23 protein-coding genes, 1 tRNA gene and 2 pseudogenes are annotated in these 26,681 nt (G+C 74.4%); 16 read left to right on the forward strand and 10 right to left on the reverse strand.

Going from position 1 to position 26,681, the window contains the following annotated elements; all coding sequences use genetic code 11:
* Positions 1-200: 200 nt before the first annotated feature.
* Complete coding sequence (locus IPL61_31820) at positions 201-761, reverse strand: fasciclin domain-containing protein (protein ID MBK9035789.1); 561 nt, start codon at positions 759-761, stop codon at positions 201-203.
* Between the two features lie 185 nt (positions 762-946).
* On the opposite strand from IPL61_31820, the gene IPL61_31825 reads away from it, so the two are divergent.
* The 4 genes from IPL61_31825 (at position 947) to IPL61_31840 (ending at position 4,073) form a co-directional block, all read left to right on the forward strand.
* Positions 947-2,302, forward strand: coding sequence for a hypothetical protein (locus tag IPL61_31825; protein ID MBK9035790.1), 1,356 nt, complete (start codon positions 947-949; stop codon positions 2,300-2,302).
* A complete protein-coding gene (locus IPL61_31830; protein ID MBK9035791.1) occupies positions 2,299-3,567 on the forward strand; it encodes a hypothetical protein in 1,269 nt (422 codons plus the stop codon). The genes IPL61_31825 and IPL61_31830 overlap by 4 nt, the downstream gene beginning before the upstream one ends.
* Before the next feature lie 31 nt (positions 3,568-3,598).
* Positions 3,599-3,681: transfer RNA gene (locus IPL61_31835), tRNA-Leu, on the forward strand.
* Between the two features lie 35 nt (positions 3,682-3,716).
* Complete coding sequence (locus IPL61_31840; GenBank protein MBK9035792.1) at positions 3,717-4,073, forward strand: hypothetical protein; 357 nt, start codon at positions 3,717-3,719, stop codon at positions 4,071-4,073.
* A gap of 73 nt (positions 4,074-4,146) precedes the next feature.
* On the opposite strand, the gene IPL61_31845 is transcribed toward IPL61_31840, so the two are convergent.
* Entirely contained in the window at positions 4,147-4,953 is an 807-nt protein-coding gene (locus IPL61_31845) for a zinc-dependent peptidase (GenBank protein MBK9035793.1), read from the reverse strand.
* Between the two features lie 231 nt (positions 4,954-5,184).
* On the opposite strand from IPL61_31845, the gene IPL61_31850 reads away from it, so the two are divergent.
* From IPL61_31850 to IPL61_31860, 3 genes are all read left to right on the forward strand, one after another.
* Entirely contained in the window at positions 5,185-6,867 is a 1,683-nt protein-coding gene (locus IPL61_31850; GenBank protein MBK9035794.1) for a serine/threonine protein kinase, read from the forward strand.
* A 296-nt stretch (positions 6,868-7,163) separates the two neighbouring features.
* A complete protein-coding gene (locus tag IPL61_31855; GenBank protein ID MBK9035795.1) occupies positions 7,164-7,424 on the forward strand; it encodes an antitoxin in 261 nt (86 codons plus the stop codon).
* Complete coding sequence (locus IPL61_31860; GenBank protein MBK9035796.1) at positions 7,421-7,846, forward strand: type II toxin-antitoxin system VapC family toxin; 426 nt, start codon at positions 7,421-7,423, stop codon at positions 7,844-7,846. Before IPL61_31855 ends, IPL61_31860 begins: the two co-directional genes overlap by 4 nt.
* A 116-nt stretch (positions 7,847-7,962) precedes the next feature.
* Here IPL61_31860 and IPL61_31865 read toward each other — a convergent pair whose 3' ends face one another.
* The 6 genes and pseudogenes from IPL61_31865 to asnB all read right to left on the reverse strand — a co-directional run bounded on the left by IPL61_31865 (position 7,963) and on the right by asnB (position 15,367).
* Positions 7,963-8,748 (reverse strand): succinate dehydrogenase/fumarate reductase iron-sulfur subunit, encoded by a 786-nt coding sequence (locus tag IPL61_31865; GenBank protein MBK9035797.1) that lies wholly within the window; start codon positions 8,746-8,748, stop codon positions 7,963-7,965.
* A 15-nt stretch (positions 8,749-8,763) separates the two neighbouring features.
* Entirely contained in the window at positions 8,764-10,695 is a 1,932-nt protein-coding gene (locus IPL61_31870; protein ID MBK9035798.1) for a fumarate reductase/succinate dehydrogenase flavoprotein subunit, read from the reverse strand.
* 12 nt (positions 10,696-10,707) lie between these two features.
* On the reverse strand, positions 10,708-11,388 hold the full coding sequence (locus IPL61_31875; GenBank protein ID MBK9035799.1) for a succinate dehydrogenase cytochrome b subunit: 681 nt from the start codon (positions 11,386-11,388) through the stop codon (positions 10,708-10,710).
* A gap of 127 nt (positions 11,389-11,515) precedes the next feature.
* Positions 11,516-12,427: a hydroxyacid dehydrogenase gene (locus tag IPL61_31880; protein ID MBK9035800.1), complete on the reverse strand. Its 912-nt coding sequence runs from the start codon at positions 12,425-12,427 to the stop codon at positions 11,516-11,518.
* Positions 12,428-12,443: 16 nt separating this feature from the next.
* Positions 12,444-12,701: pseudogene (locus IPL61_31885) on the reverse strand (hypothetical protein).
* Between the two features lie 704 nt (positions 12,702-13,405).
* Positions 13,406-15,367, reverse strand: coding sequence for an asparagine synthase (glutamine-hydrolyzing) (gene asnB / locus IPL61_31890; protein ID MBK9035801.1), 1,962 nt, complete (start codon positions 15,365-15,367; stop codon positions 13,406-13,408).
* Between the two features lie 82 nt (positions 15,368-15,449).
* Here asnB and IPL61_31895 point away from each other — a divergent pair, with 82 nt between their 5' ends.
* The 3 genes from IPL61_31895 to IPL61_31905 are packed head-to-tail and all read left to right on the forward strand — an operon-like array spanning position 15,450 to position 17,366.
* Positions 15,450-15,713: an acyl carrier protein gene (locus IPL61_31895; protein MBK9035802.1), complete on the forward strand. Its 264-nt coding sequence runs from the start codon at positions 15,450-15,452 to the stop codon at positions 15,711-15,713.
* An 8-nt stretch (positions 15,714-15,721) separates the two neighbouring features.
* Positions 15,722-16,696: an NAD(+) synthase gene (gene nadE, locus IPL61_31900; protein ID MBK9035803.1), complete on the forward strand. Its 975-nt coding sequence runs from the start codon at positions 15,722-15,724 to the stop codon at positions 16,694-16,696.
* A 7-nt stretch (positions 16,697-16,703) separates the two neighbouring features.
* On the forward strand, positions 16,704-17,366 hold the full coding sequence (locus tag IPL61_31905; GenBank protein MBK9035804.1) for a spermidine synthase: 663 nt from the start codon (positions 16,704-16,706) through the stop codon (positions 17,364-17,366).
* A 33-nt stretch (positions 17,367-17,399) separates the two neighbouring features.
* Here the strand turns inward: IPL61_31905 and IPL61_31910 are convergent, their stop codons facing one another.
* Entirely contained in the window at positions 17,400-18,575 is a 1,176-nt protein-coding gene (locus IPL61_31910; protein MBK9035805.1) for a hypothetical protein, read from the reverse strand.
* 88 nt (positions 18,576-18,663) lie between these two features.
* On the opposite strand from IPL61_31910, the gene IPL61_31915 reads away from it, so the two are divergent.
* Positions 18,664-20,646: a VWA domain-containing protein gene (locus tag IPL61_31915; GenBank protein ID MBK9035806.1), complete on the forward strand. Its 1,983-nt coding sequence runs from the start codon at positions 18,664-18,666 to the stop codon at positions 20,644-20,646.
* Between the two features lie 12 nt (positions 20,647-20,658).
* Here the strand turns inward: IPL61_31915 and IPL61_31920 are convergent, their stop codons facing one another.
* Positions 20,659-20,952 carry a DUF3556 domain-containing protein gene (locus IPL61_31920; protein MBK9035807.1) on the reverse strand — a complete coding sequence of 98 codons (294 nt, stop codon included), beginning with the start codon at positions 20,950-20,952 and terminating at the stop codon, positions 20,659-20,661.
* Positions 20,953-21,042: 90 nt separating this feature from the next.
* On the opposite strand from IPL61_31920, the pseudogene IPL61_31925 reads away from it, so the two are divergent.
* The 5 genes and pseudogenes from IPL61_31925 to IPL61_31945 all read left to right on the forward strand — a co-directional run bounded on the left by IPL61_31925 (position 21,043) and on the right by IPL61_31945 (position 26,662).
* A pseudogene (locus tag IPL61_31925) lies at positions 21,043-21,432 on the forward strand (acyl--CoA ligase).
* A gap of 94 nt (positions 21,433-21,526) precedes the next feature.
* Positions 21,527-22,594: a long-chain fatty acid--CoA ligase gene (locus IPL61_31930; GenBank protein ID MBK9035808.1), complete on the forward strand. Its 1,068-nt coding sequence runs from the start codon at positions 21,527-21,529 to the stop codon at positions 22,592-22,594.
* A 258-nt stretch (positions 22,595-22,852) separates the two neighbouring features.
* The gene (locus tag IPL61_31935; protein MBK9035809.1) at positions 22,853-24,193 is read left to right on the forward strand and encodes a hypothetical protein; all 1,341 of its coding nucleotides are present in this window, start codon (positions 22,853-22,855) and stop codon (positions 24,191-24,193) included.
* 155 nt (positions 24,194-24,348) lie between these two features.
* Positions 24,349-25,506, forward strand: a complete 1,158-nt coding sequence (locus IPL61_31940) for a glycosyltransferase family 4 protein (protein ID MBK9035810.1) — start codon at positions 24,349-24,351, stop codon at positions 25,504-25,506.
* Between the two features lie 4 nt (positions 25,507-25,510).
* Positions 25,511-26,662, forward strand: a complete 1,152-nt coding sequence (locus IPL61_31945) for a glycosyltransferase family 4 protein (GenBank protein ID MBK9035811.1) — start codon at positions 25,511-25,513, stop codon at positions 26,660-26,662.
* The last annotated feature ends 19 nt before the right edge of the window (positions 26,663-26,681 follow it).

The raw sequence follows: 26,681 nt of genomic DNA on the forward strand, positions 1-26,681 counted from the left end.
GGGGTCGGCGGCGCCGGCGTGATCGGCCGCGCCGCGACGGGGTCGGCGGCGCCGGCGTGATCGGCCGCGCCGGTCGTCGGCGGCGCGGCGTGATGGGCCGCGCCGCGACGGCGGGATCGGCCGCGCCGCGACGGGGTCGGCGGCGCCGGCGTGATCGGCCGCGCCGGTCGTCGGCGGCGCCGGCGTGATCGGCCGCGCCGCTACGGGGTCGGCGGCGGCGGCAGCAGCACCGTGTCGATGACGTGGACGATGCCGTTGGAGGCGCGGATCGACGCCAGCACCTTGGCGTCGTTGACCGAGACCTGACCGTCGGCGCCGACGTGGATCGTCACCTTGGCGCCGTTGGCCATGCCGAGCGTCATCCCGTCCTTCAGGTCCTTGGTCTCGTAGACCGAGGTCGTCACGTGGTACTTGAGGATCTCGCGCAGGTCGGCCTGCTTGTCGGGCTTGACCAGGCCCTCGACCGTGCCGGGCGGCAGCTTCTCGAACGCGGCGTTGGTCGGCGCGAACACGGTCAACGGCCCGGAGTTGGCGATCGAGGGCACGTAGTCGGCGGCCTTGACCGCGGCGACCAGGGTCGTGTGGTCCTTGGAGCCCATCGCGATGCTCGCGATGTTGGTGGGATCGAGCGGCGGCATCGAGCTGGCCGGAGCCGCCTTGGGCGCCGCGGCCGGCGGCGGCTGTGCGGGCGCCTCGTCCTTCTTCTTGCACCCCGCGAGCGGGATGAGGGTGAGCGCGAACGGAATGACGAACCGCTTCATGAGTAGCCTCCAGCGGGCGCCACACGACGCCACGGCGGTCTTGCGTGCATCGCCCGTACCAGCCAGACGCCCCGAATCCTCGTCGAGCAGGCCCGCGCGATCGCCCGCGGTGGTGGCGGCGACGACGGCCGGTCGTCCCGATCACACGACCCGGCCCGCGACCATCTGGTGGTACGCTCCGCCGGGTGTGGACCCGCCGCGAGCTCCTCCGCGCCGCTGGCGTTGGCGCCGCCGCGTCGGTGGTGGCGTCCCTGGCCTGCGGTCGATCGGCGACCCGCGGCGCGGCGCCGCCCCGCGCGCTCGACCTCGGCCTGCGCCCGGCGCTGCACGCGGCCGTCGCGATCCTGGCCACGCGTCTGCGCGAGCCGGTCGCGTTCGCGCAGGTGCGCCGGCGCGTGCGCGCGGTGGTCGATCTGCTCGAGCGCGAGGTCTGGGATGAGACCGCCACGCTCGTCGTCCTGGCCGGTCGCGCCGCCGACGGGACCTGGCGCGAGCGCACGCTCGATCGCACCGACCCGCAGCTGATCGTCACCGCTGCGCGGGCGCTGATCGCCACCGCGCCGGCCGGCGCGAGCGCGCCCGTGGCCACCAGCGCCGCCACCGATCACGTCGCCGCGGTCGCGACGGATCCGGCGGCGCTCGCGGTCAGCGACTGGCGGACGCGCATCGACGACCTCGCCGCGCGCGCCGACGTCGGGAGCAACAGCCGCGTGGTCTACCGGGCCACCTACGCGATCACCGACGATGAGCACGCGTGGGTGGTCTCGGCCGAGGTCGATCGCCACCAGCGCCTCGTGCGGTCGCGCGTGGGCGCGCTCGCGGTCGCGTGGCATGGCAGCGCGCCCATCGCCGGCCACGTCGAGGTCGCGGGCGGGTTCGGGCCCGAGACCGAGCGGCTCACGAACGACGAGCTCGCCCGCGCCAACCGCGACGCGCTGGCGCTGACCACGCCGGGCGCGTTCGCCGCGCAGGCCGGGGCCGCGGTCATCCTGGCGCCGGACGTGGTCGCGGCGCTCGTCGAGCGCGCGTGGCCCCGGACCGCGACCGCGGGCGTGACCGTCGTCGACGACCCGGCCTTCGCGACCGCCGGGACGCCCGGCTACGCCAGCTACGTCTTCGACGGGCTCGGCCGCCTGGTCGCGCCCGGCGAGGTCGCCGAGCGCCGCCGCCGCGGCGGCCCGCACGGGCGCCTGCAGGCCACGCCCTCGAACCTGGTGGTCGCCCCCGGCACCGCGACCGACCTGATCGCCAGCGTCGACGACGGGTTCGTGATCGACGGCCTCGCCGAGGGCGGCGGCGTCGGCGACGCGGTCGCGGTGCGGGCCACGCGGGTCCGGCGGGTCGCGCGCGGGCGCCTCACCGGCCACGCCTGGCGCGACGTCGAGCTGCGCGGCTCGGCCGCGGCGATCCTGGCCGCCACCACGAGCGTCGGCGACCGCGCGGTGACGGTCGTGAGCGCCGACGACGATCCGCCGCGGGCCGTGGTGACCCCGCCGCTGCTCACCCGCGCCGATCTGGTGCCAGCGCGAGGGCCGACGTGACCGTCGCCGGCGATCGCGCCGCGCTGCTGGCCGCGCTGCGCGCTCGGCGCGATCTCGCCGACTGGACCGTGCGGGTGGTGACCTCGCAGGTGGCGTGGCGCGCGCTCGGCGTCGACGTCAGCGTCGGTACGCAGGTGCGCGCGACCATCGCCGCCGAGCTGCACCGCGACGGCGCCAGCGGGCGCGGCAGCGCGCGGCTGACCCTGACGAGCGCCGGCGACGCCCGGGCCGCGCTGACCCAGGCGATCGACCGCGCCGACGCGGCGATCGGCCCGGCCTGGGCCAGCCCGGCGCCGGCCGCGCCGGCCCGGGTCGACGTCGCCGATCCCGCGATCGATCCCGAGCGCGCCGACGTCGCGCTGACCGAGCTGGCCGCCGCGCTGACGGCCGCCGCCGCGCCCGCGACCGTCACCAGCGCGGAGCTCGCGCTGGCGATCGACGACGTCGAGCTGCTCACGCGCCGCGGCCAGCGCGCGCGCTGGCGCGAGACCGCCGTCACCGTCACCGCGACCGTGGCCGCGGGCGATCGCGCCCGCACGTTCACCAGCCGGGCGCGGCGCCTCGCCGAGCTCGATCTGACGGCGGCGGCCGCGCTGGTCGCCGGCGATCCGGCCGCGCCGCCGGTGCCGTCGGGCCGCTACCCGGTGGCCCTCGCCGCGGCCGCGCTGATCCACGGCGAGCTCGGCCTCCTGGCGGCGTTCGCGGCCCAGGCCGACCCGCGGCTCGAGCGCCAGGGCCTGGTCCGGTACCACCAGGGCCAGCCGATCGCCGAGGGCGCGACCCTGACGCTCGCCAGCGACGGCACGCTGCCGTTCGGCTGGGCCTCGGCCCCGCTCGGCGAGCACGGCGACGCGGTCCGCCGGTTCCCGCTGATCACCCGCGGCGTCGCGGTCGGGCTCGGCCTCGACGATCGCGAGGCGGCGCTCCGCGGCCTGCTCCCCAACGGCGGCGTCCGCGGGCTGGTGGTCCCGCCCGGCAGCGACGACGCCGACGCGCTCCTCGGGCCCGGCACGCTGCTCATCGAGCGCCTGACCTGGCTGGAGCTCGACCGGACCACCGGCTGGTTCCGCGCCGGCTTCGACGGCGCGCGCCTCTACGACACCGACGGCGCGGTGGGCGAGCCGGCGCGCGCCGTCGGCGGCGGCACGCTGCGCGGCGACGCCATCGCGCTCGTCGGCCGCGCCCGCACCAGCCGCGAGGTGGTCGCGACGCCCAGCTTCCGCGGTCCGGCGCTGTGGCACCTGGGCGTCGTCGCGGTGGATTGACCGCGCGCCGCCGTGCTACACGTCGGCCCACGCGAGAGTGGCGGAATTGGTAGACGCACTAGTTTTAGGTACTAGCGGGCATCACCCGTAGGGGTTCGAGTCCCCTCTCTCGCACACGGTTCTTGCGACGACACAACAGGAGGGCGGGTATGGCACACCGAGACGATCATCAGGCAGCGCTGGCCCGAGCCGCGGCGCTCACCCGCGAGCTCACGCGCGAGCGCAAGCGCGCCATCGCCGCCGAGCGACGCGCCGTGGCCGCCGAGCGACGGGCCACGGCCGCCGAGCAGGCGCGCGTCCCGCAGCGCACGCCGGTGCAGCGCCTGGCGGACCGCAGCCAGGTGGGTGAGCCGCGCGGCGGCGGCGGCGGCGCCTACGTGCTGCTCGTGCTGCTGCTGGTCTTGCTCGCGTCGATCGGGATCGTCGTCGGGGTGCTGCACGTCGTGCGCGAGCCCGCCCGCGACGCGCCCGCCGCGTCCGGACCGCCGCCCGGCCCCGCGAGGTAGCGCGGCCGGGTCGCGGGCGCGCTGGCTCGACCTCGGCACGTTGCGCGACGGGCGAGGCGGACGCCGCCAGCGCTCACGCCGCCGCGAGCGCGGGGAACGCCGGCGCCGGGATCGCGGGCGTCAGGTCGAGCCGGTAGAAGTCGGCCAGCACCTCGTACAGCGCCGGGTGCTCCCACGCCAGCGCCAGCGGCCGCGTGAAGTAGGTCTCGGTCGCGACCGCGAAGAACTCGGCCTCGTTGGTCGCGCCGTACGCGTCCATGGCCGTGGGCCAGCCGGCGTCGACCCGGTACCGGTGCTCAGCGTAGACGCGGGTGCACACCTCGGCCCAGCGGGCCCGGGCCGCGCGCGTGGGCAGCGGCGGCGTGCCGTCGACGTGGCCGGTCGCCATGTCGAGCTTGTGGGCGAACTCGTGCAGGACCACGTTGCCGGGCACGTGGCCGCGGCCGCCGGCGACGACCGCGTCCCACGCCAGCACCACCGGCCCGCGCAGCATGGCCTCGCCGATGACGGTCTGGCCGTGGCCGATCGGCGCGCGCGGCTGCTCGAACAGCCCCAGCGGCCGCGGCGGCCGCACCAGCGTCGACGGGTACACCAGGATCGTGTCGACGTCGGTGTACAGATCCTCGTCGCGACCGAGCGTCAGCAAGCACGCCTGGGCCGCGATCGTCACCTGCACCTCCTCGGTCAACTCGAGCCCGCCGCAGCCCTCCCAGGTGGTCTCGCCGATGAACGCCGACACCCGGGCCAGGAGCTCGCGCCGGGCCGACGGGTCGAGGCCGCGCGCCAGCGCGACGTTGTCGTCGAGGTAGCCGTCCCAGCGGGCCGGGACTGGCTGGGCCATCAAGCGGGTGCGCCGTCGGGCGCGGAGCCAACCGAGCATGCGGCCAACGTAAGACCGCGGCGGGCGCCCGGGAGTCCCCCGATCGGGGAGGTCGAGGCGGTCGGTCGCTGCGCTCGGCGCGCCCGACCGGACGCGGCCTGGTCGCCTTGGTCGCGGCCACGGCCGCGCCCTCGCTGCGTCGGCGCGTCATCCCGCTGCGCGCCCGCGCCGCGGGCCGGCCCGCTCGACGCGCTTGCCGGCGCCACCGGGGCACGGGTACGGTAGCGGGCGGTGGGAGAGATCATCGGGAATTACGAGGTCGTCGCCGAGCTCAAGCGCGGCGGCATGGGCGTGGTCTACGCCGCGCAGCACCGCACCATGGGCCAGCGCGCGGTCGTGAAGAAGGTGCTGCCCGAGCACAGCGCCAACCACGACATCGTCCAGCGGTTCTTCCAGGAGGCGACCGCGGCCGCGGCCCTCGACGATCCCGGCGTCGTCCGGATCTTCGATCAGGGCGTGCTGGCCGACGGCAGCGCGTACATCGTGATGGAGTTCCTCCAGGGCGAGTCGCTCGCGGACCGGCTCGCGCGCGACCGCCGCGTGCCGGTCGACCGGGCGCTCACGTTCGTGCGCCAGGCCGCGCGCGCCGTCGGCAAGGCCCACTCCCAGCGCATCATCCATCGCGACCTCAAGCCCGACAACCTGTTCATCGTGTCCGATCCCGACGTGCCCGGCGGCGAGCGCATCAAGGTGCTCGACTTCGGGATCGCGAAGCTCGGCGAGGGCGGCCGGGTCAAGACGATGACCCAGATGCCGATGGGCACGCCCGGCTACATGTCGCCCGAGCAGTGGGCCAGCGCCGGCCGCGTCGACGCCCGCACCGACGTCTACGCCTTCGGCGTCATCCTGTTCGAGATGCTGACCGGGCACCTGCCGTTCCCAGGGCCCGGCCTGACCGAGTTCATCGATCAGCACCGGTTCGCGCCGGTCCCGGCGGCCAGCGCGTTCGATCCGGCGCTGGCGCCGTTCGACGGGCTGCTGGCCCGGGCCATGGCCAAGTCGGCCGACGATCGGTTCGCGTCGCTCGACGAGCTGATCGCCGCGTTGCCCGGTGGCGGGATCTCGATGCAGCGCCCCGCCGTGACCGCCGCGACCGCCCCGACCATGGTGCCGTCAACGGCCTCGGCCGCGCCGATCCCGAGCACGCTCGGCGGCAGCGCCGCGGCGGTGGCGGCGACATCCGCGGCCGCGAAGGGCGGATCGGGCCTGCTGATCGGCGGGCTCGCGGTGGCGCTCGCCGCCGTCGGCGTGACGGTGGCGGTCCTCGCCTCGGGTGGCGATCCGCCCGACCCGCCGCCCCCGGGGCCGGCGCCGGTCGAGGTCGCGGCGATGACGACGGTCGACGCGGCGGCGGCGGTCGTGGTGCGCCAGGTCCCCATCGACGCCGGCGTCGCGATCGCCGAGGCCCCCGCCGTCGACGCCGGCGTCGAGGTCGCCGAGGTCGCCGAGGTCGTCGATGCAGGCCGCGCCGCGAGCGCGCGCGCGACCGACCCGCGCCGGTCGGCGACCGTGCCGAAGTCGGCGGACGCGCCGAAGGCGACCCACGGTAGCTGTCTCGACGAGGTCGCGTGCATGCTCGCCGACCCGCGGCCGGCGTGCTGCGCCCGCTACGGCGGCGGCAAGGTGTCACCGCCACCGCCACCGCCGGGGCTCGACGAGTCGCTGACGAGGGAGCAGATCCTCGCGGGCGTCGGCAAGATCAAGGGCGCGGCCGCCGCCTGCGGCGCCAAGAGCTCGGCCAAGGGCACCGTCAAGCTGTCGGTCAAGGTCGACGGCAGCGGTCGTGTCGCCGACGTCGCCGTCAAGCAGTCTCCTGATCCCACCCTCGGCGCCTGCGCGGCCGCGGCCATGAAGCGCGCGACCTTCGCGAAGACCCAGCTGGGCGGGACGTTCGCCTACCCGTTCGTGTTCTGACCGGTCGGCGGTCGCCGACAGGCCTCATCGCCTGCACGGATGCGCGCCCGCCACCGCCGACCTCGCATCGCGCACGACCTGCCTCGCATCGCGCACGACCTGCGCTTGGGCGACGACAGGCTTCGGCGCCGGCGCCGGCCGCGCCGACGGCCCGCCGCATCCAACCAGCGCTGCCATCGTGGACATCCCGCGCGCGACGTTCATCGCCTGATGGTACCGCGACGGGCCTGGGTCCTGGCGCGCCCGGTGGCGAGGCGCATCTTGACAGCACAGCGGTGAAGCATCATGATGCTTCCATGCGGACGACGGTGACCCTGGAGCCGGACCTGGTGGCGAAGGTCAAGGACCTCGCCCACCGTCGCGGCCTGTCGTTCAAGCAGGTCTTGAACGACCTCATCCGGCAGGGGCTATCGCGGCGGCCGTCGCCCGGTGCCCAGCTGCGCTACCAGGTCGAGCCGCATCGCGGCGGGTTCCGCCCCGGCGTGGATCCCGGGAAGCTCAACCAGCTCGTCGACCAGCTCGAGGTGGAGGACTTCGTCGCGGAGGCCCGACGATGATCGTCCCCGACCTGAACCTCGTCGTGTACGCGCACAACCAGGACGCGCCACGACACGTGGCGGCGCGGGCATGGTGGGAAGGCCTGCTCAATGGCACCGCACCGGTCGCCGTGCCCTGGGTCGTCGTGCTCGGGTTCGTCCGGCTGATGACCCACCGGTCGGTGCTGATCCATCCGATGACGGCTGCGGGCGCGATGGTGCACGTGCGGTCCTGGTTCGCACGACCCAACGTCCAGTCCCTGGAACCAGGGCTACGGCACCTGGACATCCTGGAGCGCATGTTCATCGCGACCGGCACCGCTGGCAACCTCACGACCGACGCGCACCTCGCCGCGCTCGCGATCGAGCATCAGTGCGAGCTGCACTCGAACGACGCCGACTTCTCCCGGTTCCCCGGTCTGCGCTGGCGCGACCCGCTGTGAACTCCGGCTCGAGATGAGGAACGGCCGTCGCCGCGCCGCACGATCAAGTCCGCGTCGGAACCGCCGCGACCGGCCGCCTCACGCGCAGCCCCTGACCGCCGCCCGGCCGCCCCGCCTCAGCTCCCGCCGTCGCCGCCGCTCTTCTCGTCCCGGGCCACGAACACGCTCTTGGCGTAGTCGCGGTTCATGAGCGCGATGTAGTCCTTGCTGATGCCCTTGGGGCAGGCGGCCTCGCACTCGTAGTGGTTCGTGCAGTTGCCGAAGCCGGCGGCGTCCATCGCGGTCACCATCGCCTTGACGCGCCGCAGCCGCTCGGGCTGGCCCTGCGGCAGGTTCGCGAGGTGCGCGACCTTGGCGGCGGTGAACAGCATCGCCGAGCTGTTCGGGCACGCGGCCACGCACGCGCCGCAGCCGATGCAGGCGGCGGCGTCGAACGCGCGATCGGCCTGCACCTTGGGGATCGGCACCGCGTTGGCGTCGGGCGCCGAGCCGACGTTGGCGGAGACGAAGCCGCCGGCCGCGATGATGTCGTCGAACGCCTTGCGGTCGACGCACAGGTCGCGCACCACCGGGAACGCGCCGGCCCGGAACGGCTCGACGTAGATCTCGTCGCCGTTCTTGAACCGCCGCATGTGCAGCTGGCAGGTCGTGGTGCCGGCGTCGGGGCCGTGGGGCCGCCCGTTGATCACCAGCGAGCACATGCCGCAGATGCCCTCGCGGCAGTCGGAGTCGAACGCGATCGGCTCCTCGCCCTTGTCCTGCAGCTGCTCGTTGAGCACGTCGAGCATCTCGAGGAACGACGCGTGCGCGCTGATGCCCGTGACCTTGTAGGTCTTCATCGCGCCGGCGGCCGAGCCCTTGGCCTGGCGCCAGATGTGGAGGGTGAGGTTCATGTCGCTCATGGTCTGGTCCTCACGTCACTTGTACGAACGGGTGGCGAGCTTGACGGTCTCGAAGGTCAGCGGCTCGACGTGGCGGGTCGGCCTGGCGTCGTCGCCCTGGTACTCCCAGGCGGCGACGTGGCAGAAGTCGTCGTCGTTGCGCTTGGCCTCGCCGTTGTCCTGGTACTCGGTGCGGAAGTGGCCGCCGCAGCTCTCCTCGCGCTCGAGGGCGTCACGGCACATCAGCTCGGCGAACTCGAGGAAGTCGGCGACGCGGCCGGCCTTCTCGAGCGACTGGTTGAAGGTCTCGCGCTCGCCCAGCACCTTGACGTCGCGCCAGAACTCGGCGCGCAGCTCGGGGATCTCCTTGAGCGCCTGCTCCAGGCCCGCGCGGGTCCGGGCCATGCCGCACTTCTCCCACATGATCGTGCCGAGCTGCTTGTGGAACGAGTCGACCGTGCGCTTGCCCTTGGCGCCGACGGTCATGAGCTTGTCGACCCGGCCCTTGACCTCGGTCTCGACCCGCTTGAAGTCGGCGTGGTCGGTGCCGACCTTGTCGGCCGCGCCCAGCCCGGCCAGGTAGTGGCCCAGGGTGTACGAGATGATGAAGTAGCCGTCGGCCAGCCCCTGCATGAGCGCCGACGCGCCCAGGCGGTTGGCGCCGTGGTCGGAGAAGTTGGCCTCGCCCAGGACGAACAGCCCGGGGATGTTCGACTGCAGGTGGTAGTCGACCCACAGCCCGCCCATCGTGTAGTGGACGGCCGGGTAGATCCGCATCGGCTGCTTGTACGGATCCTCGCCCGTGATCCGGGCGTACATGTCGAACAGGTTGCCGTACTTCTCCGCGATCTTTGGCTGGGTGTCGCGCTTGATCGCGTCGCGGAAGTCCAGGTAGACGCCGCGGCCGCCGGGGCCGACCCCGCGGCCGTCGTCGCACGCCTCCTTGGCGGCGCGGCTGGCGATGTCGCGCGGGCTCAGGTTGCCGAACGACGGGTACTTGCGCTCGAGGTAGTAGTCGCGATCGCCGTCGGGGATCGACGACGGATCCTTCGACGCCTTGGCGACGTCCTCGGGCTTCTTGGGCACCCAGACCCGACCGTCGTTGCGGAGCGACTCGGACATGAGCGTCAGCTTCGACTGGTAGTCGCCGCTGACCGGGATGCAGGTCGGGTGGATCTGCGTGTAGCAGGGGTTGGCGAACGCGGCGCCGCGCTTGTACGCGCGGTAGGACGCGGTCACGTTCGAGCCCATCGCGTTGGTCGACAGGTAGAAGACGTTGCCGTAGCCGCCGCTGGCCATGATCACGGCGTGCGCCGAGTGCGACTCGACCTTGCCCGTGACCAGATCGCGCACGACGATGCCGGCGGCGCGGCCGTCGACGGTCACCAGGTCGAGCATCTCGGACCGGGTGAACATCTTGACCTTGCCGGCGGCGATCTGCCGGGCCAGGCCCTGGTACACGCCGATCAGCAGCTGCTGGCCGGTCTGGCCGCGCGCGTAGAACGTGCGCGACACCTGGGCGCCGCCGAAGCTGCGGTTGGCGAGCGTGCCGCCGTACTCGCGCGCGAACGGCACGCCCTGCGCGGTGCACTGATCGATGATGTCGACCGAGACCTCGGCGAGGCGGTGGACGTTGGCCTCGCGGGACCGGAAGTCGCCGCCCTTGACCGTGTCGTAGAACAGCCGGTGGACGCTGTCGCCGTCGTTCTGGTAGTTCTTGGCGGCGTTGATGCCGCCCTGCGCGGCGATCGAGTGGGCGCGGCGCGGCGTGTCCTGGAAGCAGAAGCAGGCGACGTTGTAGCCGAGCTCGGCGAGCGTGGCCGCGGCGGCGCCGCCGGCCAGGCCGCTGCCGATCACGATCACGCTGTACTTGCGCTTGTTGGCCGGGTTGACGAGCTTGAGGTCGAACTTGGCCTTGTTCCACTTCTCGCTGATCGGACCGCTCGGGATGCGTGGGTCGAGGTTCATGACCAGCTCACTTCACAGCTTGATGAGGTTGAAGGCGACGCCCAGCGGCGGCGCGACGTAGCCGGCGATGAGGATCAGCGCGATGGCCGGGCCGGCCTTCGAGGTGACGCCCTCGTACTTCGGGTGGCTCAGGCCGAGCGACTGCAGCCAGCTGCCGGCGCCGTGGGCGAGGTGCAGGCACAGCAGCGTGACCGCGATCAGGTACGAGATCAGGATGGGCGTGTTCTTGAAGCCCATCACGAACATCGAGTACGCGTCGTAGCGGTTCTTGTCGTCGAGGTGGTGGAAGTAGTCGGGCTGGATCCAGCCGAGCGTGAAGTGCATGAGGTGGTAGACGATGAACGCCAGCACCACCAGGCCGGTCAGCGCCATGGTCCGCGCGTAGAAGCTGGTGCGGGTGTAGCGCTGCATCACGTACTTCTGGGGCCGGGCCGCGGCGTTGGCCCGGGCCAGGCCGACGCCGGTCACCATGTGCACGATCAGGATCGCGAGCAGGCCGCCGCGGGCCAGCCACTTGATGCTCCCGAGGCCCTGCAAGAAGTGGGCGTAGGTGTTGTAGGCGTCGCGGCCCTTGAACATGCCGAGGTGCCCGATCATGTGGACCAGGGCGAACAGGATGAGGCCGAGCCCGGTGACGGCCATGATCTGCTTGGCGCCGACCGAGGAGCGGACGTAGCTGACGAACCAGCTCATGACGGATCCTTCGTAGAGGGAGGGCCCCGACGCCGTGCGCCAGGGCAAGCGCGCGAAGGTAAACACAATCCGACGATTCCGGCAACGCGCGGGGGCGGGGCATCGGGTCGCGGCGCGCGCGTGGGCGTCAGGCGATCCGATGCATCAGCTCGTCGCCTCGTCGCAGCCGGCCGACGTTGCCGACGACGATCTCGGCGATCCGGCCGAACGCCTCGGTCGTCGAGCCCGCGACGTGAGGCAGGGTCACGACCCGGGGATCGTCGAACAACGGATCGCCGGGGTCCCAGGGCTCATCCCAGAAGACGTCGAGCCCGACCCCGCCGAGGTGCCCCCGCGCCAGGGCCGCGACCAGCGCCGCGCGATCGATGACCGGCCCGCGCGCCAGGTTGACCACGAGCGCGTGCGCGGGCAGCGCCGCCAGCGCGTCTGCGTCGAGCAGGCCGCGCGTCGCCGGGGTCAGCGGACAGTGCAGCGACACCGCGTCCGACTGGGCCAGGTGCGCCAGCAGCTCGGGCCGCGACGTCTGCGACGTCACGCCGGTGACCCGCAGCCCGAGGGCGCGGGCCCGATCCGCCAGGGCGCTGCCGGTCTTGCCGAGGCCGACGATGGTGAGCCGCCGGCCGGCCAGCTCGACGCCGAGCGGCTCGCCGATCGCGCCGGCGGCGAACGCGCGCTGCGCCAGCGGCCAGCGTCGGGCGAGCGCCAGCAACAGGAGCAGCGCGGCCTCGGCGACCGCGACGTGGTTGGCCCCGGGCGCGTTGCAGACCGGGACGCCGTGCGCCCGCGCCGCGGCGACGTCGATGCCGTCGGTCCCGGCCGCGGGTTGCTGGATCAGGCGCAGGCGGGGCACCGCCGCAGCGATCACCGCGGCGTCGATGTGCCCGTTGGAGGGCAGGAGCACGTCCGGCGGCGCCGCGCGGACGACCTCGACCAGCGGCGCCCGGCGATCCCAGCGACGGATCCGATCGCCTGGCGCGAGCCGCGCGCCGATGACCTCGACGATCGCGGGCCAGCCCGAGCCGCAGAACAAGAGCTCCACGGCCGGGCCCGGCTCACTTCTTCTTGGCGGGCGGCTTCTTCGCGGCCGCGGGCTTCGCCGCCTTGGGCGCGGCCGCGGGCTTCGGCGCCTTGGGCGCGGCCGCGGGCTTCGCCGCCTTGGGGGCGGCTGCGGGCTTCGCCGCCTTGGGGGCGGCTGCGGGCTTCGCCGCCTTGGGCGCCGGCGCAGGCTTCGCCGCCGCCGCGGGCTTCGCCGCCGCAGGCTTCGTCGCCCCGGCGCGGACCGCAGGCTTCACCGATGCGCGCGGCGCGGGCCGATCCTCGTCGTCCGCGTCCTCGTCCACGACGAGGTCGTCGTCGTCGTCGTCGTCGTCGTCGTCGTCGTCGTCGTCGTCGTCGTCGTCGTCGTCGTCGTCCACGACCTTCACGCCGTCGTCATCGCCCCGCGCCCACGCCGGCGCGTCGTCCTCGGCGACCGCCGTCGCTTCGACCTCCTCCTCCTCCTCCTCCTCTTCTTCCTCGTCGTCGGCGGCAGCCCACTTGGGCTCCTCGTCGTCGTCGACCCAGCGATCGGACACCGCCGACGGGCCGTCGTCGTCGTCGTCGTCCGCCGCCACGCCGGCCTTCTTCTTCTTCTTCGCCTTCTTCAGCGCCTTCTTCTTCTTCGTGGCCTCGTCGTCGTCGTCGTCGTCGTCGTCGTCGTCATCGTCATCGTCATCGTCGTCGTCGTCGTCGTCGTCGTCGTCGTCGTCGTCGTCGTCATCGACGTTTCGCCAGCGCGCGCCGTGCTCCTCGTCCTCGTCCTCGTCGCCGTCGGCCCAGCGCTCGAGCAGCGCGGGCGCGAGCGCCGGCGTCATCAGCGACGCCGCGACATCGATCCAGGTCGTCTCCATCATCTCGCGCTCCGGACGGTTCTGAACTTCGACGAGTCCTTGCTGAACGCTGGTTGGCTCCACGTCGGAATTCTAAGCATGCAGATTTGCCCGCCATCAAGGCGCCCCACGCGCAAAACGCGCCGGGGTCAAATGCGCTCGACCACCGTGCGGATTTCTGCGGGTACGCGCACGCTGGGCGTCGCGTCGATCAGGTCCCGCCACACCACGTGGGTCGACATCACACCTACCACGGCCATGTTGTCCGTGTTGGAGAACTGGGTCGCCGCCCGCTCCCGGCACTTGCTCCACAGCTGCGCGACCGCGCTGGGCTCGAACACCCCGGCCCGGGCCGCCAGCTCCGACGACATGACCTCGGCGCACCAGCCGGCGCCGTCGCCGAGGAACGCCAGCGCGTCCGGCGCACGGTAGGGCTGCTTGGGTCGGGCGAGGATCTCGGCCGGGATCTGATCGCGCGCCATGCGCTTGAGCACGTGCTTCTCGTCGAGGCCGCGCAGCTTGTACGACGCCGGCAGGCGCCCGGCCAGCGCCATGACCTCGCGATCGAGGAACGGGAACCGGCCCTCGACCGAGTTGCCCATGAGCATGCGATCGCCCTGGGCCGACAGCAGGTAGCCCGACATCAGGGTGCGCACCTCGAGGTACTGGTCCTGCTGCAGGGCGCCCCAGCCGCCAAACTCGCTGGGCAGGTCGGCCAGGAGCGCGGCGACCGCGTCGCCCGCCCCCCGCATCGCCGGGGCCAGCAGGCGCTTGACCGCCGCGGTGGTCCGCCAGCGCAGGTCGTGGCCGAAGCCCGGCTCGCGCCAGCGCTCGAGGCCCTGGCCGAAGAACCGCTGGGCCATGGCCCGCTGCGCCACCGGCGACCGGGCCAGGTACGGGTAGAGCTTGTCGAGCAACAACGGCCGCCGCGTCGACTGCGGGGCCCGGGCCCAGAACCGCCGGATCGCCCCCTCGCGGAACAGGTCGTAGCCGGCGAACATCTCGTCGGCGCCCTCGCCGGTCAGCACGACCTTGATGCCGTGCTCGCGCACCAGCCCGGACAAGAGGAACATCGGCGCGGGCGCGGTCCGCAAGATCGGCCGCTCGGCGTGCCAGATCACCTTCGGGAACACCCGGGCGATGTCGCCGCGGGTGACGGTGAGCTCGTGGTGGGTCGTGCCGAGGCGCTCGCTCATCAGGCGCTGGAAGCTGCCCTCGTCGTACTCGGCGTCGGCGAACCGCAGCGAGAAGGTGTGGAAGCCGGCGCCCTTGGCGGCCAGGCCCAGCGTCGCGATGACCGAGGAGTCGAGCCCCCCGGACAGGTAGCTGCCGACGTCGACGTCGGCCCGCAGCATGCGCAGCTCGGTCGCGCGCGCCAGCGCGGCCCGGACCGCCTCGGTGGCCTCGTCGAGCGAGCCCGCGAAGTCGGCCGCGTAGCTCGGGGTCCAGTAGGCGCGCTCGCGCACGTCGCCGCCCTGGTAGGTGCGGACGTGGCCCGGCGGCAGCTCGCTGACGCCGGCGAACACCGTGCGCGGCGCGACCGCGGTCCAGAACGTGAACGTCTGGTCGATGCCGATCGGATCGAACCGGCGCGGCAGGTCGGGCGCCGCGGCGAAGATCGCCTTGACCTCGCTGGCGAAGATCAGCCGGCCGCGGTGGACGCAGTAATACAGCGGGCGCACCCCCACTCGATCGCGCGCCAGGACCAGCCGGGCGGCGCGGGTGTCCCAGAGGGCGATGGCCCACTGGCCGTTGAGCCGATCGAACGCGTCCTCGCCCCACTGCTCCCAGGCGTGGACGATGACCTCGGTGTCGCTCCGGGTCCGGAACCGATGGCCGGCGGCCTCGAGCTCGGCCCGCAGCTCGACGTAGTTGAAGATCTCGCCGTTGAAGACGATCCACAGCGACTCGTCCTCGTTGGCCATCGGCTGCTGGCCGCTGGCGAGGTCGATGATCGAGAGCCGGGCGTGGGCCAGGCCCGCCGTGGGGTCGCGGTACAGGCCGAACTCGTCGGGCCCGCGGTGGTGCATGGCCCCGAGCATCCGCGCCAGCTCGTCGCGCCCCGGGGGCGGCCCGGGCTCGAGCCCGACGATTCCGCCGATGCCGCACATCGGAGGCATCGTAGCAGACCCCCTGGGAGCGATTCTCAGGCCCGACCTTGATTTCATCGGCCCGGCGCGATACGCGGTGGAGATGGCAGCCCTCGAAGCCGGCGCGGTCGCGCGCGCGGTGACCACGTTCATCGTCGACAACTTCCTCTTTGGCAACGCCGCGGACGCGCCCGCGCCCGGCGCCTCGTTCATGGAGACCGGGCTCATCGACTCGACCGGCGTGCTCGAGCTGGTGGCGTTCGTCGAGTCGACCTACGACATCAAGGTCGGCGACGACGAGCTGGTGCCCGAGCACCTCGACTCGGTCGACAACCTCGCCGCGTTCGTCGTCCGGAAGGCGGCCTGACCGTGGCGATGTCCAAGGACGTCCTCGCGCTCGACTACGAGGCCGAGGCCACCCGGATCGCCGGCGAGCTGCGCCGGATCATCGCCCACGAGTGCAAGCGCCGCGGCCTGGTGGTGGCGCTCTCGGGCGGCATCGACAGCTCGTGCGTCGCGGCGCTCGCGACCCGCGCGCTCGGCAAGGCCAAGGTGTTCGGCGTGCACATGCCCGAGCGCGACTCGTCGGCCGAGACCCTGCGCCTGTCGACGTCGGTGTCGGACACGTTCGGCTTCGACTCGGTGCTCGAGGAGATCACGCCGATCCTCGACGGCTACGGCTGCTACCGCCGCCGCGACGAGGCCATCCGCATGGTCTACCCGGACTTCGGCCCGGGCTGGAAGTCGAAGATCGTCCTGCCGGGCCTGGCCGGCGGCGAGCTCAACGTCTACTCGCTCGTGGTCCAGCGGCCCGACGGCACGATGGACAAGCAGCGGCTGCCGCTGCCGGCGTACCTGCAGATCGTCGCCGCCACCAACTTCAAGCAGCGCACCCGCAAGACCCTCGAGTACTTCCACGCCGACCGCCTGCACTACGCGGTCAGCGGCACGCCCAACCGGCTCGAGTACGACCAGGGCTTCTTCGTCAAGAACGGCGACGGCGCCGCCGATCTCAAGCCCATCGCCCACCTCTACAAGACCCAGGTCTACGCGATGGCGCGGCACCTGGGCGTGCCCGAGGACATCTGCACCCGGGCCCCGACCACCGACACCTACTCGCTGCCCCAGGGCCAGGACGAGTTCTACTTCGCGCTGCCGTACCCGCAGATGGATCTCTGTCTGTGGGGCAAGAACCACGGCGTCGCGCCGGCCGAGGTCGCTCCCACCGTCGGGCTCACGGCCGATCAGGTCGAGCGCGTCTACCGCGACATCGATCAGAAGCGCGCGACCACGCGCTACCTCGGCCTGGCGCCGCAGCTGGTCGGCGACGTGCCCGAGATCAAGCACTGACCGCGCGATGGCCCAGCCCTGGCAAACCCTCGCGACCGTCCCGACCGCCGAGGGGCCGCTCGAGCTGCGCCAGCGCGGGCCGCGCGACTTCCTGATCGTCGTCGGCGGACGCGTGCTGATGACCAGCGCCGCGCGGCGGTCCGAGGAGGCGCTCGCGACCCTGGCCGCGGCCAAGATCAGCGGGCGCGCCCGGCCGCGCGTGCTGATCGGCGGGCTCGGCATGGCCTACACGCTGCGGGCCGCGCTCGACGCGTTCGGGCCTGACGCGCGCGTGGCGGTGGCCGAGCTGACGCCGACGGTCGTCGACTGGTGCCGCGGCCCGCTCGCGGTGCTGACCGACGCCGCCACGGTCGATCCGCGGGTCGAGGTGATCCTCGACGACGTCGCCAAGGTGATCGCGCGCGCCCGGGCCAGCTACGACGCGATCCTGCTCGATCTGTACGAGGGCCCCAACGCCGCGACCCAGCGCAAGGACGATCCGTTCTACGGCCCGGCGGCGCTGGCCGCGAGCCACGCGGCGCTGCGCCCGGGCGGCGTGCTGGCGGTGTGGTCCGAGGATCCCGACGCCGGGTTCACGCGGCGGTTCGGCGCCGCCGGCTTCACCGTGACCACGCACCGCCCGGGCAAGGGCGGCCGCGCCCACGTCGTCTACCTCGGCGTCCGCGCCTGAGCCGCGCCGGCGCCGAGCCTGCCCCGCGGCTGGTCACGCGTCGGCGAAGCGGGCGCCGCCGCGGTCGAAGCGGATCAGCTCGCCGCCGCGGGCCCGGGCCGCCGTCGCCAGCGCGGCCGGCGGCAGCTCGCTGCCCAGGTTGCGGCCGTTGACCACGATCGACAGATCGGCGTGCAGGTGCGCGACGACCGCGTCGGCGGCCCACAGGATCGCGTCCCAGATCACGGCGATCGGGTTGGCGAACACGCCGCCGCCGATCAGCGTCAGCGCGACCCGGCGCTTGCCGAGCGCGGCCGCCGCGAGGAGCGTGCCGAGGTACGCGGCCCGCTGGAGCTGGCGACAGATCGTCGCGCTGGCCGCGTCCGCGTCGAGGCCGCCGTACATGCCGCCGGCGATGGTCGAGGTCAGCACCTGCGCGATCGTGCGGTGGGGCGCGCCGTCGACGCGGCCGGTCCAGTCGGCGCCGAGCACGACCTCGGCCCGATCGTGGACGCCGACGGCGATCGCCTCGAACCGGTCCTCGAGCGCGCGCGCGAACGCGACCGGCTGCGCGACGTCGCTCGCGCGCAGGTAGCCGCTGCGGACCGCGGCGACCCCGGGGTCGCACACGTCGGCGAGGAGATCGAGCTGCCGCCCATCGGTGCGCTGGACGAAGCGCGCGCCGTCGGCCCCGGGCGCGGCGTAGTGCCGGACCAGGGTCGCCGGGAACGCCGAGATCGACGCGCGCGGGCCCTGGGTCGGATCGTGGACGTAGTCGGCGACCGGCGTCACGTAGCTGCCGGGCGACTCGAGGCAGTTGAACTGCGACGCGACCTGGAACAGCCCGCCGGGCGCGGCCGCGGCCTGCAGCGCGCCGATGTCGGTCGCGGGCGACGCGCCGTCGAGGACCCACAGCCGGCGCGCGGCGCTCGGGCGGCCGGCGCGGGCGCGCGCGGTCAGCGCCCGGGCCCGCAGCTCGCACAGGCGCAGCACCTCGAACCGACCGCCGCCGTAGCGTCGGCCGCCCGCGGTCACGGTCGCCGCGCCGCTGGCATCGACGCGGATCGCGCCCGCCGGATCGGCGGCGACCGCGGCCTCGACCCGCGGCACCACGGCGCCGTCGCCCTGGCCGCGGGCCGCGATCGCGGCGCGCAGGTGATCGTCGAACCCAGCCACCACGGCGCGCCGGGTCACCGCGTCGTCCTCGCAGTCGTCGAGCAGCTCGATCATCGCGGGCAGTATCGCCCGCGCCACGCCGCGGCGCGACCCCGACCGCGATCGGCGGGAACCGCTCGCGCGCGACGGTGTCAGACGGCCCGTGCGCCCGCTGCTCGGTCTGCTCGTGGCCCTCGGTGCGTCGACGGTGGCGTCGGCGGCGCGGGCCGACATCGTCACCTCGCCCGAGCGCGGCGCGGACCTGGCGCTCGCGAGCTACCGCGTCTCCGGCGAGCTGGTCGACGGGACCGTCCACCTGCGGGTCCGCTACGACGTGCTCAACCGCTCGCGCTTCGCCGACCGCGCCGCGGTGCAGCTCGAGCTGCCGGCCAGCGCGGTGGTCGTGGGCCTGCGCCAGCGCGTCGGCGGCGACTGGGTCCCGGGTCGGCTGCTGGCGGCCGACGCCGCCGCGGGCCGGTTCGAGGCGTACCTCGACGCGCCGTTCGTCGCGGCCCGGGGCGCGGCGCTCCTGACCGGCGACCACGGGGTCCACGAGCTGGCCCTGGCCCACGTGCCGGCGCGCGGGCGGGTCGGCGTCGAGTACGAGGCGGTGGTGCCGGCCTGCTACGCCCGCGGCGAGTGGCTCGTGATCTTCCCGCAGCTCGACGACGCCCCGACGCTGACCGCGCCCGGCGGTCGGATCGAGGCGGCCGCGCTGACGAGCAAGCGCCTGGGCGTGCCGGTGGGCGACGCGTGCGTCGGGTTCGGCGTCAGCGACGCGCAGCCCGACGACGTCGTGCTCACCTGGCGCGGCCCGAGCGGCCCCGGCGCGATCGGGACGGTGACGTCGGTGCGGGCCGCGAGCCAGACGATCACCGCGGTCGACGTGGCCGTGGCGCCGCGCCTGGCCGAGGTCCCGCGCCGAGCCGCGGTGGTGTTCGTGATCGACGCGTCGAAGAGCCAAGGCGCCGACGGCGTCGCCGATCAGCTCGCGATCGTGCGCGGCTACCTCGCGCACGCGCCCGACGCGCGGGTCGAGCTGGTCGTGGTGCGGCGCGCGGCGCGCCGGCTGTTCGGCGAGCTGGTGCCGGCGCGCGAGGTCGCGGCTCGCCTCGCGGCGCTGCCGCCGCAGGCGCTCGCGGTCGGCAACGGCTCGCACCTCGACCGCGGGCTGGAGCTGGCGGCGACGGTGCTGGCCGCCGCGTCGGGGCCGCGCCGGCTGGTCGCGTTCACCGACGATCGCCTGCGCCCGGACCTCGCCGACGCCGACCTGCGCCAGGCCCTGGCGCCGCTGCCGCTCGACGCGGTCGCCCACGCCATCCTGCCGACCGTGGGCGCGGCCGAGGTGGTGCGCGAGCTCGACCACCACCTCGTCCAGGTCATCGACGGCTGGGGCGGCATCGTCGCCACCGTCGCCGGCGCCGGCGATCCGGCGCCGCTGCTCGAGCTGGTGCGGCCGATCCGGATCGAGCAGCTCACGCTCGGCGGCGCGCCCCTGGTCGACGAGGTCCGCGAGGGCGATGGCTACCGGCACGTCGCGATCGACGCCGACGCCGGGGCCGTCGCCGGCCTGATCTGGGGCCGGACGTGGTCGCCGACCGTGGCCGCCGGGCCGGCCGATCGGATCCGCGCCGGGCGCCTGGCGCTGGGGCTGGGGCTCGCGCTCGACGACGCCGACGTCCTCGCGCTGGCCCACCTGACCGGCGCGGTGACGGCGTTCACCAGCCTGCTCGCCGACCGCGCGGCCTGGACGCCGGGCGGCCTGCCCGACGACGGCTTCGAGCCGGCCGGCGTCAGCATCTCGTCGATCTGCGGCGGCTCGAGCTCGACGTACGGCCACAGCATGCCCAGCGTGCTGGTCGGCCAGGCCAGCCTGGGGCCGCCGCGGCCGGAGCTGCGCTCGCTCCTGGCCGAGCGCGTGGCTGGGTGCGCGGTCGGCCTCGACGCGGATCCGTGGGTGCTCGACGTCGAGGTCGCGACCACCGGCGTCGAGGTGGTCGACGTCGTGGCCCGCGCCCGTGGCGTCGCCGATCTGGCGGCCCAGGTGCGGTTCGAGGCGTGCGCGATCGAGGCCGGCTGGGCGCTCAACCTCGATCCCGGCTTCGCGCGCTTCACCGACACGTTCACGGCCACGTTCGCGCGCTGATCGCGGCCGCGCTCAGCCCCAGGGCTGGCGCGCGCGCAGGTCGGCGATCGCGAGCGTGCCGCGGTCGACCTCGCCGGTGGCCGCGTCGACGATGCGCCAGGCCAGGGTCGGGCGGCACAGCGGCTGGGCCTCGACCAGGACGCAGCGCAGCTCGCCGGGCGCGAACTCGCACTGGGCCTGCAGCGCGGCGATCAGGCCCTCGTCGTGGAGGTGGCCGTCGCCGAAGTTCCAGCCGAGCGCGAGCCCGGCGACCAGCTCGCCGTCGACCCACTCGTGGTCCTCGAGGCGATCGACCGCGCGCGGCACCAGCTCGGCCAGCGCGCGGCCGTATCCGGATCGCGCGCAGGGCCCCGCCGCGGTGATCGCCCGGGCGCGAGCGCGCTACCATCGCCGGCGATGAGCGAGCTGGTCCACGACCTCCTGTTCGCGACCGCGGCCCGCGCGCCGGCGCGCGAGGCCCTGGTCGCCCACGAGCCCGGCGCCGGGCGCTGGACCTACGCCGAGGTCGCGGCCGCGGCCGCTACGGTCGCGCACCAGCTGCGCGAGCTCGGGGTCGCGCCGGGCGATCGCGTGGCGCTCCTGGCCCACAACGGCCTGCCCTGGGTGGCCGGGTTCTTCGGCGCGCTCGCGGCCGGCGCCGTGGCGGTCCCGATCAACACCGCGGCCGATCCGCACTCGCTCGTGCACTACGTCACCGACTGCGGCGCCCAGGTGCTGCTGGTCGGGCCGCGGCTCGAGCGGATCGTGGCCCAGGCCGGGGCCGCGCTGGGCGCGATCACGATCGTCGCGCCGGCCGCGAGCGCCGCCACGCTCGCGACCGCGGTGACACCCAGCGACGGTCGTGCCGGCCGCGAGCGCGGGTCCCGCGTCGACGCCGACCGTGGCGATCGCGCCCACCGATCGCGCGGCGATCATCTACACCTCGGGCTCGACCGGGCGCCCGCGCGGCGCGGTGCTGCGCCACGGCAACATCATCGCCAACGTGCGCTCGATCGTCAGCTACCTCGAGCTCGGCGACGACGAGCGCGCGCTGGCGCTGCTGCCGTTCTTCTACGTCTACGGCCTGTCGATCCTGACGATGACGTTCGCCGTCGCGGGCGCCGTCGTCGTCGAGAACCGCTTCCAGTACCCGACCACCGCGCTCGACACGCTCGCGCGCGAGCGGGTCACCGGGATCTCGGGCGTGCCGTCGACCTACGCGATCCTGATGCACCGGACCGACTTCGCGGCCCGCCTCGGCGCCGGCCTGCCCGACCTGCGCTGGCTGACCCAGGCCGGCGGCGGCATGAGCCCGACGCTCACGCGCGCGGTGCTCGACGCCGTCGGCGCCCGCCGGCTGTTCGTCATGTACGGCGCCACCGAGGCCTCGGCCCGGCTGGCGTACGTGCCGCCGGCCGAGCTGCCCGACGCGGTCGGCGCGATCGGCCGTGCCATCCCCGGCGTGACCCTGACCGTGCGCGATCCCGACGGCGCCCCGTGCGCGGTCGACCAGCCGGGCGAGCTCTACGCCGAGGGGCCCAACCTGATGGAGGGCTACTGGAACGATCCCGACGAGACCGCGCGCGTGCTCGGCCCCCACGGCTACCGCACCGGTGACCTGGCGCGGCGCGACAGCGCCGGGCGCCTGTGGCTGGTCGGCCGGGCCCGCGACCTGCTCAAGGTCGGCGGCCACCGGGTGTCGGCCAAGGAGATCGAGGACGCGATCCTCGAGCACCCGGCGGTCCACGAGTGCGCGGTCCTCGGCGTGCCCGACGAGCTGCTCGGCGACAAGCTGCGCGCGTTCGTCGTCCCGTGCAGCCCGGGCGGCATCGACGCCGCGACCCTCGGGGTGTTCCTCAAGGGCCGCCTGCCGGCCTACAAGATCCCGGCGCAGATCGAGCTGCGCGACGACCTGCCCAAGAACTCGAGCGGCAAGATCATGAAGGAGGCGCTGCGCGAGCCGGGCTGAGTTCCAGCGGGTTCGTCGCCGAACCCAGGCAGGTGCAGGGGGTGCTCCGACGTCCGAGGTCTCGCCTGAATCGGGTCGGCATCTCGGGGGCAAGCCCCGATGAGGGCCCCCACCCAGGACGCGAAACTCCCGGCGCCCGGCTCGGTGCTCGACCGAAAAAGTTACAAGCGCTGAGGTTCCGACGGCAGGCCGCCAGTCGCCGCTGAGTCACCGCGTCGCGGGGCCGCGCCGCCGACCTCGTGCTAGCGTGGCGCCATCGTGCGGGTCCGTTCGCTCTCGATCGTCGGTGCGGGGCTGGGGTGCGCGCTCGCGGGCGGCTCGGCGCGCGCCGACGCCAACTACAGCCTGCACGTCGTGGGCACCACCCAGGTGTCGTGGACCGACAACCTGTTCGCGGTGCCCGACGACGCGGTCGCGCCGCTGCCGCCCCACGAGGGCGACTTCCAGATCCAGTTCCGGCCCGGGGTGCTCGGCACCTACGAGACCCAGCGGACCACGCACAACCTCGAGTACGACCTCGAGGCCAACCTGTACCTGGCCCACGACGAGGCCCGGTCGCTCGGCCACCACGCCACCTGGCGCGGGTTCTACCTGACCTCGCCCCGGACCGAGCTGAACTCGTCGGTGACGTTCTCGGCCGGCACGCTCGCGGCGCTGTCGACCCAGGCGGCGCCGTCCGAGGGCCAGCCGGTCGCGACCGTCAGCGGCAACGGCACGTTCTGGGGCCTCGACGCCGGCCAGGGGCTCAACTTCGGCGTGACGCCCGAGCTGCGCCTGACCCAGGGGCTCGCGGCCCGGCGGTTCTCGACCTCGATCGACGGCGGCGGCGACAGCGGCGGCTACGAGGTCGGCGGCAGCCTCGGCGCCGACCGCGGCTGGAAGCGCAGCGCGCTGGCGATCCACGGCCAGGCCCGGTACGTGACGCTCGAGCAGGGCGCCACCGACGCCCGCTCGATCAACAGCAACCTGGTGCTGTCGTTCCGCCGCGACTTCACGCCGCGCTGGACCGCGCTCGCCGACGTCGGCGGCGCGTGGATCGCGTCGCTCGACGACGCCCCGAGCATGATCCAGCCCACGTTCGGCATCAACGTCGGCTACACGCCGGTGTGGGGCTCGGCCGGGCTGGCGCTGCGCCGGTCGATGGCGCCCAACCTGTACATCGCCGAGAACACGATCAGCGACAGCGCGATCGCCAACGCGTCCCTGCCGTTGCCGTGGCTGACCGACGATCCCAACCTGCCGCGCCTGGTCGCGTCGGGCGCGCTCGGCGCGAGCCGCAACCAGATCGTGCGCGGCGATCAGGTGACCTCGAGCGTCAACGTCGTCAACGCCGACGTCGCGCTCACCTACGCGCCCCGCGGCGACGTGACCGTGACGCTGCGGGCCCAGCACCTGCGCCAGATCCCCGGCACCTCGACCGGCGTCGCGAGCGCCGCGCTCGAGTACGACCGCACGACGTTCGTGGTCCAGGCCACGTTCCGCTTCCCCGAGCGCCTCGCCGCCGAGATCCCGCAGCGCGACAGCCTGCGCGTCGACCGCAGCGACAACACCCCGGTCGGCGACGAGGTCACCCCCGCCGCCGGCGGCCCCGGCCAGTAGCGGCGCGGCGATCGCGCGCGGCCGGACGAGGTCGGTGACGTGGCGCCCCCGATCGCGTCAGCGCCGCCGACGGTGATCGTCGAGCGGCCGTGGCGGATGGCGCCTTGGATCGCCGGCGGGCGGCGCCGGGCGCGTCCGGTGTAGAGTAGCGGCGCGTGCGCGTCCTGCAGCTCATCAAGATCGGCACCGGCGCGACGTGGGCCGAGCGTCAGATCGCCCAGCTGGTCGCGCACGGCGTCGAGCTCCACGTCGCGGTCCCGGACGGCCCGATGGTCGCGCGCTACCGCGCCGCCGGCGCCACGGTCCACATCGCCGACGTCGGCGCGAGCGTGCGCCACCCCGGCCGGTCGGTGGCGGCCGCCGCGCGCCTGCGCGCGCTGGTCGCGGAGATCCGCCCCGAGCTGATCCACAGCCACTTCGTGTCGACGACCCTGACCATGCGGCTCGCGCTGGGACCGGACCACCCGATCCCGAGGGTGTTCCAGGTCCCGGGGCCGCTCCACCTCGAGCACCCGGTGACGCGCGCCGGCGAGCTCGCGGTCGCCGGCCCGGCCGACTACTGGATCGGCTCGTGCGAGTGGACCTGCCGCCGCTACCTCGCCAGCGGGATCGAGCCGAGCCGGGTCTTCCACTCGGTCTACGGCGTCGACGTCGAGCAGTTCGTGCCGCGCCGCGCGCCGGGCCAGCTGCGGGCCGAGCACCGCCTGGCGCCCGACAGTCACCTGGTCGGGCTGGTCGCGTTCATGTACGCGCCGCGGTGGTGGCTGGGGCAGCGCGCCGGCCTCAAGGGCCACGAGGATCTGATCGAGGCGCTCGCCCGGGTGCGCGCCCGCGGCCACGACGTGATCGGCGTGTTCGTCGGCGGGGCCTGGGCCGGCGCGGTCGATTACGAGCGCCGGGTCCGAGCCCTGGGCCGCGCGCGCCTCGGCGACGCCGCGCTGTTCCTGGGCACCCGCACCGACGTCCCCGATCTCTACGCCGAGATGGAGCTGGTGGTGCACCCGTCGCACTCGGAGAACCTGGGCGGCGCGTCGGAGTCGCTGCTGCTGGGTCGACCGACCATCGCGACCCGGGTCGGGGGCCTGCCCGACCTGGTCCGGGATGGCGAGACCGGCTGGCTGGTGCCGCCGCGCAGCCCCGGCGCCCTCGCCGACACGATCGTCGAGGCCCTGGCCTCACCCGAGCGCGCGCGGCGGCTGGCGACGGCCGGCGAGGCGCTGGCGCGCGAGGTGATGGACGTGCGCCGGACCGGCGCCGAGGTCGCGCGCATCTACCACCAGATCGTCAGCGGCCATCGTCGCGGTCGGCGGTGACCGCGTGAAGATCGCGGTCAGCTCCGAGTACCACTTCGTCCGCGGCGCCGACGGCGTCTACACCGACGCCAGCTACCCGTACAAGTTCTGGTCCGAGCTCGCCGACGTCTTCGACGAGGTCGTGCTGCTGGCGCGGGTCGGCGACCGGCCGGCGCGCGCCGGCGATCGGCGCGTCGACGGGCCCGGCGTCCGCGTGGTCGCCGTGCCTGACTTCGTCGGCCCCGGGGCCCTGGTCACCCGCGCGCCCGGGCTGGTGCGCGCCGCCGTGGCGACGACGCGCGCCGTCGACGTCGTGCTCGTGCGCGCGCCCGGCGTCGTCGCGACCGCGGTCCACGCCGCCGCCCGCGCGACCCGACGGCCGTACGCGATCGAGGTCGTCGGCGATCCGGGCGAGAGCCTGGTGGCGGCCGGCGGCTCGCTGGTGCGCCTGGCCACGATCGGCCGCTGGCTCTTGCGCCGCCAGGTCGCCGGCGTGAGCGCCAGCCGGTTCGTCACGCAGCGGGTCTTGCAGCGCCGCTTCCCGCCGCGGCCCGACACGTTCACGATCGGCGCGTCGGATCTCGAGCTGCCCGACGACGTGTTCGCGCAGCCGCCGGTGGCGATCGCGCCCGGACCGACGCTGGACCTGGTCTTCGTCGGCTCGCTGGCCCGGCCGTACAAGGGGCTCGACGTCCTCCTGGCCGCGCTCGCGCGGACCCGCGACGCCCACCGGCTGACCGTGGTCGGCGATGGCGCGCTGCGGCCGGCGCTCGAGGCCGACGCCGCCGCCCGCGGCCTGGCCGCGCGGGTCCAGTTCGTCGGGACGGTGCCCGCCCATGCGGTCTTCGACCAGCTGCGGGCCGCGGACCTGTTCGTGCTGCCGACCCGGACCGAGGGCCTGCCGCGTTCGCTCATCGAGGCGATGGCGGTGGGGCTGCCGTGCCTCGCCTCCCCGGTGGGCGGCGTCCCCGAGCTGCTGCCGACCGAGGCCCAGGTCGCCGTCGACGACGTCGCCGGCCTGGCCAGGGCGCTCGACGCGCTGGCGCACGATCCGGCGCGCCGCGCCCGCCTCGGCGGGGCCAACCGCGAGACCGCGCGCGACTTCGGCGCGACGATCCGGCGGCAGCGGCTGCGCGCGTTCTACCGGGCGATCCGGGCCGTGGCGGACGGGCGCTGAGCGTCGACGTCCGCGCGCG

It is taken from the genome of Myxococcales bacterium (genome assembly GCA_016717005.1).
Taxonomy (GTDB): Bacteria; Myxococcota_A; Polyangia; order Haliangiales; family Haliangiaceae; genus UBA2376.

Coding starts and splice junctions, on each gene's coding strand:
- IPL61_31820 (MBK9035789.1), bottom strand. CDS start 761: ATGAAGCGGTTCGTCATTCCGTTCGCGCTCACCCTCATCCCGCTCGCG.
- IPL61_31840 (MBK9035792.1), top strand. CDS start 3,717: ATGGCACACCGAGACGATCATCAGGCAGCGCTGGCCCGAGCCGCGGCG.
- IPL61_31845 (MBK9035793.1), bottom strand. CDS start 4,953: ATGCTCGGTTGGCTCCGCGCCCGACGGCGCACCCGCTTGATGGCCCAG.
- IPL61_31855 (MBK9035795.1), top strand. CDS start 7,164: ATGCGGACGACGGTGACCCTGGAGCCGGACCTGGTGGCGAAGGTCAAG.
- IPL61_31860 (MBK9035796.1), top strand. CDS start 7,421: ATGATCGTCCCCGACCTGAACCTCGTCGTGTACGCGCACAACCAGGAC.
- IPL61_31865 (MBK9035797.1), bottom strand. CDS start 8,748: ATGAGCGACATGAACCTCACCCTCCACATCTGGCGCCAGGCCAAGGGC.
- IPL61_31870 (MBK9035798.1), bottom strand. CDS start 10,695: ATGAACCTCGACCCACGCATCCCGAGCGGTCCGATCAGCGAGAAGTGG.
- IPL61_31875 (MBK9035799.1), bottom strand. CDS start 11,388: ATGAGCTGGTTCGTCAGCTACGTCCGCTCCTCGGTCGGCGCCAAGCAG.
- asnB (MBK9035801.1), bottom strand. CDS start 15,367: ATGTGCGGCATCGGCGGAATCGTCGGGCTCGAGCCCGGGCCGCCCCCG.
- IPL61_31895 (MBK9035802.1), top strand. CDS start 15,450: ATGGCAGCCCTCGAAGCCGGCGCGGTCGCGCGCGCGGTGACCACGTTC.
- nadE (MBK9035803.1), top strand. CDS start 15,722: ATGTCCAAGGACGTCCTCGCGCTCGACTACGAGGCCGAGGCCACCCGG.
- IPL61_31905 (MBK9035804.1), top strand. CDS start 16,704: ATGGCCCAGCCCTGGCAAACCCTCGCGACCGTCCCGACCGCCGAGGGG.
- IPL61_31910 (MBK9035805.1), bottom strand. CDS start 18,575: ATGATCGAGCTGCTCGACGACTGCGAGGACGACGCGGTGACCCGGCGC.